Below are 10,652 nucleotides of genomic sequence, written 5' to 3' on the forward strand. Positions count from 1 at the left end.
GCATGCAGCAGTGGAACAGCGGCGATGATCAGGAGCGCTTGTCGATGGCCACGAACTCGCGATCTTCCGGGCCGATGTAGTTGGCACTCGGGCGGATGATCTTGCCGTCGATGCGCTGTTCAACGATGTGCGCGCTCCAGCCGGCGGTGCGGGCGATCACGAACAACGGGGTGAACATCGCGGTCGGCACGCCCATCATGTGGTAGCTGACAGCACTGAACCAGTCGAGGTTCGGGAACATCTTCTTGATGTCCCACATCACCGTTTCCAGGCGCTCGGCGATGTCGTACATCTTCAGGCTCGACTGTTCTTCGGACAGTTCGCGGGCGACGTCCTTGATCACCTTGTTGCGCGGATCGGACACGGTGTAGACCGGGTGGCCGAAACCGATCACCACTTCCTTGCGCTCGACGCGGGCCTTGATGTCTTCCTCGGCTTCGTCCGGATTGTCATAGCGCTTCTGAACTTCGAACGCCACTTCGTTGGCGCCACCGTGCTTGGGGCCGCGCAGCGCACCGATGCCACCGCAGATCGCGCTGTACATGTCGCTGCCGGTGCCGGCAATGACGCGGCAGGCGAAGGTCGAAGCGTTGAACTCGTGCTCGGCGTACAGGATCAGCGAGGTGTGCATCGCCTTCACCCACGAATCCTGCGGCTTCTCGCCATGCAGCAGGTGCAGGAAGTGGCCACCGATGGAGTCATCGTCGGTTTCCACGTCGATCGCGCGGCCGTTGTGGCTCCAGTGGTACCAGTACAGCAGCATCGAGCCCAGGCAGGCCATCAGCTTGTCGGCGATGTCGCGCGCGCCCGGATGGTTGTGGTCGTCCTTCTCCGGCGACACGCAGCCGAGCACGGACACGCCGGTGCGCATCACGTCCATCGGGTGCGCCGACGGCGGCAGTTCTTCCAGCGCAGCCTTCACCGCAGCCGGGATGCCACGCAGCGACTTCAGCTTGGCCTTGTACGAAACCAGCTCGGCGCGGGTCGGCAGCTTGCCGTGCACCAGCAGGTAGGCGATTTCCTCGAACTCGCTGGTGTTGGCCAGGTCCAGGATGTCGTAGCCGCGGTAATGCAGGTCGTTGCCACTGCGGCCGACGCTGCACAGCGCGGTGTTGCCGGCAGCGGTGCCGGACAGGGCGACGGATTTCTTCGGCTTGAAGGTCGGGGTTGCGGTCGTATCGTTCATGTTTCCCTCCGAAACTTGATGGTGCAGGGTACTGCTTATTTCTTGGCGGCGAACAGCGCATCGAGCTGCTGTTCGAAGGCGTGGTAGCCGATACGGTCATACAGCTCCTCGCGGGTCTGCATGCTGTCGATCAGGTTGCGCTGGTGGCCTTCGCGGCGGACCGTCTGGTAGACGTTCTCGGCCGCCTTGTTGGCGGCGCGGAACGCCGACAGCGGGAACAGCTGGATGGCCACGCCGGCCGAGGCCAGCTCGTCGCGGCTGAACAGCGGGGTCGCGCCGAATTCAGTGATGTTGGCCAGCACCGGCACCTTCACCGCATCAACGAAGCGGCGGTAGGTCTCCAGGTCGTAGGCGGCCTCGGCGAAGATGCCGTCGGCACCGGCTTCGACGCAGGCGATGGCGCGCTCGATGGCCTTGTCCACCCCGTCCACCTGGATGGCGTCGGTGCGTGCGATCAGGAAGAAGCCCGGATCGGTCTTGGCATCGGCAGCCGCCTTCACGCGGTCGACCATTTCGCCCTGCGAGACGATCTCCTTGCCCGGGCGATGACCGCAGCGCTTGGCGCCGACCTGGTCTTCGATATGGCAGGCAGCCGCGCCGGCCTTGATCAGCGACTTCACGGTGCGCGCGATGTTGAACGCGCTCGGGCCGAAGCCGGTGTCGATGTCGACCATCAGCGGCAGGTCGCAGACATCGGTGATGCGGCGAACGTCCACCAGCACGTCTTCCAGGGTGTTGATGCCCAGGTCCGGCAGGCCCAGCGAGCCGGCAGCAACGCCGCCGCCGGACAGGTAGATGGCGCGGAAACCCGCGCGCTTGGCCAGCAGCGCATGGTTGGCGTTGATCGCGCCGATCACCTGCAACGGCGATTCGGCAGCCAGCGCCTCGCGGAAGCGGGCACCGGCGGAGAAGGGGGTGGAAGCGGTCATGCGGCGATCCAGGTTGAAGGACAGAGAGGTAAGCGCAAGCACCATGCCAACCTGCAAGCGATTGATTTCACGGGGATGACCGGCAAACCGAGGTGAAACATATGAAACATTGAAACAGATGTATCATGAAACATCGCCACACCCGATCCCCGCACCATGTACCTGCCCCGCTCGCCCCTGCGCCACGCCGATGCCGACCCCGGCCGCCCGGTGATCTGGACTGTCAGCGTCTCGCGCCTGACCGGCTTGCTGGGTGATGTCATTCCTGAGTTCGACCGCCGCGCACGCATCGAGCAGATCAACCTCGGCTTCGAGGAAGCAGTGGAAGTGATCGGCCAGCGCCTGCGCCGCGAGCACTGCGACGTGGTGATCGCCGGCGGCTCCAACGCGGCCTGGTTGCGCGGCCGCCTGGACCTGCCGCTGGTACCGATCCAGGCCAACGGTTTCGATCTGATGGAAGCGCTGGCGCGGGCGCGCCGCATCGCCCCACGCATCGGACTGGTTACCCACGCCAGCGACGTGCCGGTGTTCAGCAGCTTCCAGCAGAGCTTCGGCCTGGACATCGAGCATCGCCGTTTCGTCACCCGCGAAGACGCCCGCGACTGCATCGCCGACCTGCGCGCCAACGGCATCGAAGTGATCGTCGGCACCGGCATGGCCATCGACCATGCCGAACAGGCAGGCCTGCCGGGTGTGCTGCTGTACTCGGCCGATTCGGTGCGGCAGGCCTTCGAGCACGCGCTGGAACTGACCCAGACCCTGGCACGCTCGGCGGACGCGCGCCCGGCCGCACGCCGAAGGACCGCACCGCGCGCCGACGCGCATGCGCTGCTCGGCGACAGCAACGCGATGGCCGACGTGCGCGCGCAGATCGCGCTGTACGCCCCGCACGACAGCACTGTACTGGTTACCGGCGAGACCGGCACCGGCAAGGAACTGGTGGCGCGGCAGCTGCATGCGGCCAGCGGCCGGCGGGGTCGATTCGTCGCACTGAACTGCGGTGCGATCAGCGAATCGCTGCTGGAGGCCGAGCTGTTCGGCTACAGCGATGGCGCCTTCACTGGTGCGCGGCGCGGGGGGCGCGTCGGCCTGGTCGAGGCCGCCGATGGCGGCACGTTGTTCCTGGATGAGATCGGTGAACTGCCGCTGCCGCTACAGACCCGCCTGCTGCGCGTGCTGGAAGAACGCGAAGTGCTGCGCGTGGGCGCCACCGAACCGACCCCGGTCGACCTGCGCGTGGTCGCCGCCACCCTGCAATCGCTGGAGCAGCGCGCGGCGACCGGCAGCTTCCGCCGCGATCTGTATTACAGGCTGGCCGCGCTGCGCGTCGCACTGCCCACTCTGCGCGCACGGCGCGATGACATCCCAGTGCTTGCGCAGCACTTCTTCCGTCAGCTGCGCGGCATCGATGCACCGCTGGATGCAGAAGCGCTGACCCTGCTCAGCGCTGCCGATTGGCCGGGCAATGTGCGTGAGCTGCGCAACCTGGTGGATCGGCTGCGCATCCACTGGCAGCCGGGTGAAGGGCTGATCGATGCCGCGCGACTGCTACAGTTGGCGCCGGAGCTGGCAAACGAAGGCGTCGCGGCACTACCGGTGGAAAACAACGGCAAGCGCCCGCCGCGTGGGCAGTTGGAAACGCTGCTGCAGGAACACCGCAATGACCGCGAAGGCATGGCGCAGGCGCTGGGCGTCTCACGCACCACGCTGTGGCGGTGGCTGCGCGCGGAGGGGTTGTAACCGCCTATTGCCTGGCGGGTACCAACCGATGCCTGATGGGTGCGAACCTTGGTTCGCACCGCTCTTCCGTCAAGCACCTCATCCACGCATGGCGTGGATCTACTGCGCCCCATCGGCCAACAGGAGCTCGATCTCTTCCACCCGCACCATCGGCACCTGCCACGAGTGATCCAGCGCGGGCGACGGCACCAATGCCACCGCGCAATACAGCGCCACGCACCTCATCACTACGCCTTACGGGTACAACAGCCGCTTGCTCCAGCGCCCTTCCGCACCCGCTTCATAGCACCAGCGCTCGTGCAGGCGGAACTGCGCGCCGTACCAGAACTCGATACGGTCGGGCACCACCCGCAACCCGCTCCAGCCGTCCGGACGCGGCACGTCCTTGCCGTCGAAACGTGCCTCGACCTCGGCCACGCGCGCGTCGAACTCCTCGCGCGAATTCAAGGTCTTCGACTGCAGCGATGCCCATGCGCCGATCTGGCTCATGCGCGGACGGCTGGAGAAATACGCGTCGGCCTCGGCGTCGGCAACCTGCTCCACGCGCCCCTCGATGCGCACCTGGATGCCGGCCTCGCGCAGGCTGCGCCACAGGAACAGCAGCGCTGCCTGCGGATTGGCCTGCAGTTCGTTGCCCTTGTGGCTGTCCAGGTGGGTGTAGAACACGAAGCCGCGCTCGTCGAACGCCTTCAACAACACGGTGCGCGCCGACGGCCGGCCCTGCGTATCGGCAGTGGCCACGGTCATCGCATTGGGCTCGACTTCGCGGCTCTGTTTCGCTTCTTCGAACAGGGCGGCAAAGGTCGACAGGGCTTCGGCGTACAGGTCGCTCATGACAGCATTCTTCTCACACGGTTTGGGCTATTGTGGCGGCATGGTCGCTGCTGCGTACATGCCCCAGGTGAAAGGATTCCCCGAAACAGTGGTCGAGCAGGCGCTGGATGACGCGCTAGGCAGCAGTACAGCCGTTCCAGTATTGGCGATCAGCGGCCTGCAGGGGAGCGGCAAATCGACGCTGGCCGCGCAGGTGGTCGGCCGTGCCCAGGCCCGTGGCCTGAACGCCGCAACGCTCTCCATCGACGATGTCTACCTCACCCGCGCGCAGCGCCAACGCCTGGCACGTCAGGTGCATCCCTTGTTGATCACCCGGGGTCCGCCGGGCACCCACGACCTGCCGCTGGCGCATGCGGTACTGGATGCAGTGGCCGCACGACAGCCGCTGGCCCTGCCCCGCTTCGACAAACTGGCCGACGAGCGCCTGCCCGAAGCGCAGTGGCCGCAGCTCGAAAAGCCGCTGGACCTGCTGGTGTTCGAGGGCTGGTTCCTCGGCACTCCGGCGCAGGACGAGGCCGAACTGGATACTCCCCTCAACGCACTCGAGCGCGAGGCCGATGCCGATGGGCGCTGGCGACGCTGGTGCAACCAGGCACTGGCCCGCGACTACCCGGCGCTGTGGCAGCGCTGTGATCGCCTGTGGTTCCTACAGCCCCCGAATTTCTCGGTGGTGCCGCGTTGGCGCTGGCAGCAGGAGCAGAACCTGCAGGCAGCCCAGCCGGGCCGGCACGGCATGAGCCGGCCGCAGCTGGAGCGCTTCGTGCAGTACTACGAGCGGGTCAGCCGGCAGGCATTGCGTGCGCTGCCGGCCATTGCCGACCGGATGGTGGTGCTGGATGCGCAGCGCCAGGTGCTGGCGCTGCGCTGAGCGGGCTCACTCGACCAGGAAGGTGATCCGCAGGTTCACCCGCCATTCGGTGATCTCACCGTTGCTGTCGGTGACCACCTTGGTCTCGTTGATCCAGGCGCCCTGGATGCCCTTGACCGTCCCGGACACCTTCTTCAATCCGCTGCGCACCGCGTCCTCCACACTTTTGGGGGAGGACGCATTGATTTCGATGACCTTGGCAACCGACATGGCAGGCACTCCGTCAGGCGCGGGAAACCCCGCAGGAACCTCCACCCTGACGTGAAGAACGTAAAGGCCAAGGCACGGAGGTGTTAGCATCAGAGGGCATGAATCCCGCTCCGAACCTGATCCTGATCGGCCCGATGGGCGCCGGTAAAACCTGCATCGGCCGCCGCCTCGCCGAGCGCTTCACGCTGGACTTCGTCGACGTCGACCAGGCCATCGTCGATGCGACCGGGGCCAGCATCCCCACGATCTTTGAACATTCCGGCGAAGCCGGCTTCCGCGCCCATGAGCGCCAGGCACTGGCACAGGTGCTGGCCGGCCGTAGCCAGCTGGTGTCCACCGGCGGTGGTGCCGTGCTCGATCCGGACAATCGCGCCCTGATCGCCCGGCGTGGCTTTGTCGTCTACCTGCGGGTCAGCGTCGCGGCCCAGCTGGAGCGCCTGTCACGCGACAAGGCGCGCCCCCTGCTGCAGCGGCCGGACCGCGAGCAGGTGCTGCAGGATCTGGCCGCGCATCGCGACCCGCTGTATCGCGACCTGGCCGATGTCACCCTTGATACCGACCCGTTTACCGCAGCCGATGCGACTGCCCAGCTTGTGCTCAAGCTGGCCACGCACTGGCAGCGACAGGACCCCACTGCATGACTTCCCCTGCCCTGCTGCAGGTCGCCGTTGGCGGCGACCGCCCCTACTCCATCACCATTGGCGCCGGCGCGCAGACCGAAGGTTCCGCGCTGGCCAGCCATGTACATGGCCGCCATGTGCTGCTGGTCAGCGACAGCGAGGTTGCACCGCGCTATCTGGATGCCGTCAGGCAGACCCTGCTGGCCGCACGCCCGGACCTGATTGTGGGTGAGCATGTGCTGGCCGCCGGCGAAGCCTCCAAGACCCTGTCCGAGTTCGGCTCGGTCATCGAGGCGCTGGCCGCGCTCGGCGCGACCCGCGATGCCTGTGTGTTCGCCCTCGGCGGCGGTGTGGTCGGTGACCTTGCCGGCTTTGCCGCGGCCTGCTGGATGCGCGGCGTCGACTGCGTACAGCTGCCGACCACGCTGCTGGCGATGGTCGACTCCTCGGTGGGCGGCAAGACCGCAGTGGATATCCCGGCCGGCAAGAATCTGGTCGGCGCGTTCCATCCGCCGCGTGCGGTAATCGCCGATACCCGCGTGCTGGCCACCCTGCCGCCGCGTGAACTGCGCGCCGGTCTGGCCGAAGTAGTGAAGTACGGTGCACTGGGTGATGCGGTGTTCTTCGAATGGCTGCAGCAGCATGCCGACGCACTGGCGGCCGGCGAAGATGCCGTGATCGCCGAGGCCATCGCCCGCAGCTGCAGGCACAAGGCGGCGATCGTCGAGCGCGATCCCTTCGAGAAGGGCGAACGCGCCCTGCTCAACCTGGGGCACACCTTCGGCCACGCCATCGAAACCGAACAGGGCTACTCCGCACCGGGGCGCGATGCGCTGAACCACGGTGAGGCCGTGGCGGTGGGCATGGTGCTGGCGGCCCGTCTCTCCACTCAGCTGGGCCTGGCCGAGGACGCCGACCGTGTGCGCCTGCAGGCCCTGCTGGAGCAGTTGGGCCTGCCGGTGGCAATCCCCGCCGGACTGGACCCGCAGGCCCTGCTCGGCCGCATGCGCCTGGACAAGAAGAATGTCGCCGGCCGCCTGCGCCTGGTGCTGTGGCGCGGCATGGGCCGTGCCGAAGTGGTGCCGGATGTGGATGAAGCGGCGGTATTGAAGGTACTGGGCGCAGGCTGACCGCTTCCGCGTTCGCCGGGCATGGCCCGGCGCTACCGGGGAGGCTTCATGAGGTTGCCGGTCAGCGGCCGGCACTACCGCGTTGCGGCAGGGGTCACACCACCCCCGCTACAATCGACGCCATGCACGTCCACCTGCAACAACCCGCCGACGGTGCCCAGGCACCGCGCTTCCTGCGCCTGACCCTGGTCCCGGACCTGTTCGGCGGCTGGGAGCTGCTGCGCGAATCCGGCCGCGTCGGCGCCCGCTCGCAGCTGCGGCGCGAGCTGTACCTCAAGGCCGACGAAGCCCGCCACGCCTACGAGAAGGCCCGCGATGCAGAACTGCATCGGGGCTTCCAGATTCTTTCGCACGGCGACTGACTGCGCCGCTGCCCTTTTCGCCCAAGGAATGCCCACTGTGACCAGCCCTCTCCGCAACGATCGCCTGCTGCGCGCCCTGCGCCGCGAACCGGTGGACTGCACCCCCGTCTGGCTGATGCGCCAGGCCGGCCGCTATCTGCCGGAATATCGCGCCGCACGGGCCAAGGCCGGCAGCTTCCTGGCCATGGCCAAGAACCCGGAGATCGCCTGCGAAGTCACCCTGCAGCCACTGCGCCGCTTCCCGCTGGACGCGGCCATCCTGTTCTCGGACATCCTCACCATTCCCGATGCAATGGGCCTGGAGCTGTACTTCGTCGAAGGCGAAGGCCCGAAGTTCCGCCACCCGGTGCGCGATGAAGCGGCCATCGCCAGGCTGGCGGTGCCAGACATGGAACAGGACCTGGGCTACGTGATGGACGCGGTGCGCCTGATCCGCCGCGAGCTGGACGGCCAGGTGCCGCTGATCGGTTTTTCCGGCAGCCCGTGGACACTGGCCTGCTACATGGTCGAAGGCGGCGGCAGCAAGGATTTCGCGCGCATCAAGGCGATGGCGCTGAATCATCCGAAGGCCCTGCACCGTCTGCTGGAAGTGACCACCGACGCGGTGATCGCCTATCTCGGGGCGCAGCGCGCCGCCGGTGCGCAGGCCCTGCAGGTGTTCGACACCTGGGGTGGCGTGCTGTCGCCAGCAATGTACCGCGAGTTCTCGCTGCGCTATCTGCAGCGCATCGCCGAGAGCCTGGAGCGCGGCGAAGGCAGCGAGCGCACGCCGCTGATCCTGTTCGGCAAGGGCACCGGCCTGCACCTGGAAGCGCTGTCGCAGACCGGCGCCGATGCGCTCGGCCTGGACTGGACGCTGGACCTGGATGAAGCACTGCGCCGCACCGGTGGCCGCGTAGCCCTGCAGGGCAATCTGGACCCGACCACGCTGTATGCCTCGCCCGATGCGATCGCCGCGGCGGCCGCACGTGTGCTCGACACCTATGCCGCCGGCAATGGCGGTTCGCGCGAGGGCCATGTGTTCAACCTCGGCCACGGCATGTCGCCGGACATGGACCCGGCCCATGTACAGGTGCTGGTCGACGCGGTGCACGCGCACAGCCAACGCTGAGCATCCCGCATGCAGTCGCGGCGCGATGTTGATCGCGCCGTGACCCGCAGTGCGCGATCATGGCGCCCCCACGTTGCACCGGCCACACCCCATGTCCACAGCGCCATCGACCTACACCCGCCAGCGTCCCCTGCTGTGGCTGGTATCGCTGGCGATCTTCATGCAGATGCTGGACTCGACCATCGTCAACACGGCGCTGCCGGCGATGGCGGCCAGCCTCGGCGAAAGCCCGCTGCAGATGCAGTCGGTGGTCTTCAGCTACGCGCTGGCCGTGGCCACCTTCATTCCCGCCTCCGGCTGGATCGCCGACCGGTACGGGACCCGTCGTACCTTCCTGGTGGCGATCATCCTGTTCACCCTCGGCTCGCTGGCCTGCGCGATGGCGCAGCAGCTGCATCAGCTGGTGGCTGCACGCGTACTGCAGGGCATCGGTGGCGCGATGCTGCTGCCGGTCGGGCGCCTGGCGGTGATGCGCTCGGTGCCGCGCGAGGACTTCCTGCGTGCGATGAGCTTCATCGCCATCCCCGCACTGGTCGGTCCGCTGATCGGCCCGACCCTGGGCGGCTGGCTGGTCGAAATCGCATCGTGGCACTGGGTGTTCCTGATCAACCTGCCGATCGGCGTCATCGGCTTCATCGCGGCGATGAAGATCATGCCCGACCACTACGCCAGCCACCGCACCCGTTTCGACCTGCGCGGCTACGCCATGCTGGCGTTCGCGATGGTGGTGCTGTCACTGGCGCTGGATGGCATTTCCGGGCTCGGCACACCACACGCGCTGGTGATGCTGATGACCGTGGCCGGTCTGGCTGCGCTGGTCGGCTACTGGCTGCATGCCGCCAACTCCACCGCGCCGTTGTTCTCGCTGGCACTGTTCCGCGTGCCCAGCTATCGCATCGGCATTCTCGGCAACCTGTTCTCGCGCATCGGCAGCAGTGCCATGCCGATGCTGATTCCGCTGCTGCTTCAGGTCGGCCTTGGCCTGGGGCCGATGAACGCCGGCCTGATGATGGTGCCGGTGGCGGCCGCGGGCATGGTGTCGAAGAAGCTGGCGGTGAAGCTGGTTGAACGCTACGGCTATCGCCGCGTGCTGATGACCAACACCGTGCTGGTCGGCCTGGCGATGGCCAGCTTCATCCTGATGACACCGGGCCAGCACCTGAGCGTGCGCCTGCTGCAGCTGGCGTTCTTCGGTGCGGTCAATTCGCTGCAGTTCACCGTGATGAACACCGTCACCCTGCGCGATCTCGACCGCGAGTTCGCCAGTTCCGGCAACAGCCTGCTGTCGATGGTGATGATGCTCGCCGCCGGCTTCGGTGCGGCGGCGGCAGGCAGCCTGCTGGCCGCGTTCGGTACGCAGCTGGAAGGCCACGGCGCGACGGCGGCGCTGCATGCCACGTTCCTGTGCGTGGGCGCGATCACCCTGACCTCGACGCTGATCTTCTGGCAGCTGCCCGACACCAAGCCGGAGCCGCGCGAGGTCGAGCACGTAGCGGAGTAGTGGGTTCGGCAGGGCTGCGCCCTGCACCTGCAGAGGCCACTGCGCAAGCAACAGCAACGGCAACAGCGGGCTATCCGGGGGATGGCGGGGCGGTGTCGGATTGCGGGGACGCCGCAAGTACGTCCCTGTAGGCTTGGCCGCGGCATCCATGCCGCGGACAC

11 protein-coding genes are annotated in these 10,652 nt (G+C 67.2%); 7 read left to right on the plus strand and 4 right to left on the minus strand.

What is annotated here, in order from left to right:
• Positions 1–28: 28 nt before the first annotated feature.
• Positions 29–1,186, minus strand: coding sequence for a 2-methylcitrate synthase (gene prpC / locus WKB25_RS09320; RefSeq protein ID WP_089236472.1), 1,158 nt, complete (start codon positions 1,184–1,186; stop codon positions 29–31).
• A 35-nt stretch (positions 1,187–1,221) separates the two neighbouring features.
• The gene (gene prpB, locus WKB25_RS09325) at positions 1,222–2,115 is read right to left on the minus strand and encodes a methylisocitrate lyase (protein WP_340570116.1); all 894 of its coding nucleotides are present in this window, start codon (positions 2,113–2,115) and stop codon (positions 1,222–1,224) included.
• Between the two features lie 156 nt (positions 2,116–2,271).
• On the opposite strand from prpB, the gene prpR reads away from it, so the two are divergent.
• Positions 2,272–3,855 (plus strand): propionate catabolism operon regulatory protein PrpR, encoded by a 1,584-nt coding sequence (gene prpR / locus WKB25_RS09330; RefSeq protein WP_340570118.1) that lies wholly within the window; start codon positions 2,272–2,274, stop codon positions 3,853–3,855.
• 234 nt (positions 3,856–4,089) lie between these two features.
• On the opposite strand, the gene pdxH is transcribed toward prpR, so the two are convergent.
• Positions 4,090–4,689 carry a pyridoxamine 5'-phosphate oxidase gene (gene pdxH, locus WKB25_RS09335; RefSeq protein WP_340570119.1) on the minus strand — a complete coding sequence of 200 codons (600 nt, stop codon included), beginning with the start codon at positions 4,687–4,689 and terminating at the stop codon, positions 4,090–4,092.
• Between the two features lie 40 nt (positions 4,690–4,729).
• Here pdxH and WKB25_RS09340 point away from each other — a divergent pair, with 40 nt between their 5' ends.
• Positions 4,730–5,557 carry a kinase gene (locus WKB25_RS09340; RefSeq protein WP_340570121.1) on the plus strand — a complete coding sequence of 276 codons (828 nt, stop codon included), beginning with the start codon at positions 4,730–4,732 and terminating at the stop codon, positions 5,555–5,557.
• A gap of 6 nt (positions 5,558–5,563) precedes the next feature.
• On the opposite strand, the gene WKB25_RS09345 is transcribed toward WKB25_RS09340, so the two are convergent.
• Positions 5,564–5,767, minus strand: a complete 204-nt coding sequence (locus WKB25_RS09345; protein ID WP_340570123.1) for a dodecin family protein — start codon at positions 5,765–5,767, stop codon at positions 5,564–5,566.
• 98 nt (positions 5,768–5,865) lie between these two features.
• Between WKB25_RS09345 and WKB25_RS09350 the strand changes: the two genes are divergently transcribed.
• From WKB25_RS09350 to mdtD, 5 genes are all read left to right on the plus strand, one after another.
• The gene (locus tag WKB25_RS09350) at positions 5,866–6,408 is read left to right on the plus strand and encodes a shikimate kinase (RefSeq protein WP_340570126.1); all 543 of its coding nucleotides are present in this window, start codon (positions 5,866–5,868) and stop codon (positions 6,406–6,408) included.
• On the plus strand, positions 6,405–7,517 hold the full coding sequence (gene aroB, locus WKB25_RS09355) for a 3-dehydroquinate synthase (protein ID WP_340570127.1): 1,113 nt from the start codon (positions 6,405–6,407) through the stop codon (positions 7,515–7,517). Before WKB25_RS09350 ends, aroB begins: the two co-directional genes overlap by 4 nt.
• Before the next feature lie 122 nt (positions 7,518–7,639).
• Positions 7,640–7,879: a WGR domain-containing protein gene (locus tag WKB25_RS09360; RefSeq protein ID WP_099818886.1), complete on the plus strand. Its 240-nt coding sequence runs from the start codon at positions 7,640–7,642 to the stop codon at positions 7,877–7,879.
• A gap of 28 nt (positions 7,880–7,907) precedes the next feature.
• Positions 7,908–8,990 (plus strand): uroporphyrinogen decarboxylase, encoded by a 1,083-nt coding sequence (gene hemE, locus WKB25_RS09365; protein ID WP_340570130.1) that lies wholly within the window; start codon positions 7,908–7,910, stop codon positions 8,988–8,990.
• A 91-nt stretch (positions 8,991–9,081) separates the two neighbouring features.
• Positions 9,082–10,491, plus strand: a complete 1,410-nt coding sequence (gene mdtD / locus WKB25_RS09370; protein WP_100460053.1) for a multidrug transporter subunit MdtD — start codon at positions 9,082–9,084, stop codon at positions 10,489–10,491.
• Positions 10,492–10,652 lie beyond the last annotated feature (161 nt).

Origin of the sequence: Stenotrophomonas sp. G106K1 (assembly GCF_037969685.1) — a bacterium.
GTDB lineage: Bacteria > Pseudomonadota > Gammaproteobacteria > Xanthomonadales > Xanthomonadaceae > Stenotrophomonas > Stenotrophomonas lactitubi.

What these genes read in the sequence shown, in the direction of transcription:
- pdxH (WP_340570119.1), bottom strand. Translation starts at nt 4,689, where the DNA reads ATGAGCGACCTGTACGCCGAAGCCCTGTCGACCTTTGCCGCCCTGTTC.
- prpR (WP_340570118.1), top strand. Translation starts at nt 2,272, where the DNA reads ATGTACCTGCCCCGCTCGCCCCTGCGCCACGCCGATGCCGACCCCGGC.
- mdtD (WP_100460053.1), top strand. Translation starts at nt 9,082, where the DNA reads ATGTCCACAGCGCCATCGACCTACACCCGCCAGCGTCCCCTGCTGTGG.
- WKB25_RS09345 (WP_340570123.1), bottom strand. Translation starts at nt 5,767, where the DNA reads ATGTCGGTTGCCAAGGTCATCGAAATCAATGCGTCCTCCCCCAAAAGT.
- aroB (WP_340570127.1), top strand. Translation starts at nt 6,405, where the DNA reads ATGACTTCCCCTGCCCTGCTGCAGGTCGCCGTTGGCGGCGACCGCCCC.
- prpC (WP_089236472.1), bottom strand. Translation starts at nt 1,186, where the DNA reads ATGAACGATACGACCGCAACCCCGACCTTCAAGCCGAAGAAATCCGTC.
- WKB25_RS09350 (WP_340570126.1), top strand. Translation starts at nt 5,866, where the DNA reads ATGAATCCCGCTCCGAACCTGATCCTGATCGGCCCGATGGGCGCCGGT.
- hemE (WP_340570130.1), top strand. Translation starts at nt 7,908, where the DNA reads ATGCCCACTGTGACCAGCCCTCTCCGCAACGATCGCCTGCTGCGCGCC.
- WKB25_RS09360 (WP_099818886.1), top strand. Translation starts at nt 7,640, where the DNA reads ATGCACGTCCACCTGCAACAACCCGCCGACGGTGCCCAGGCACCGCGC.
- prpB (WP_340570116.1), bottom strand. Translation starts at nt 2,115, where the DNA reads ATGACCGCTTCCACCCCCTTCTCCGCCGGTGCCCGCTTCCGCGAGGCG.
- WKB25_RS09340 (WP_340570121.1), top strand. Translation starts at nt 4,730, where the DNA reads ATGGTCGCTGCTGCGTACATGCCCCAGGTGAAAGGATTCCCCGAAACA.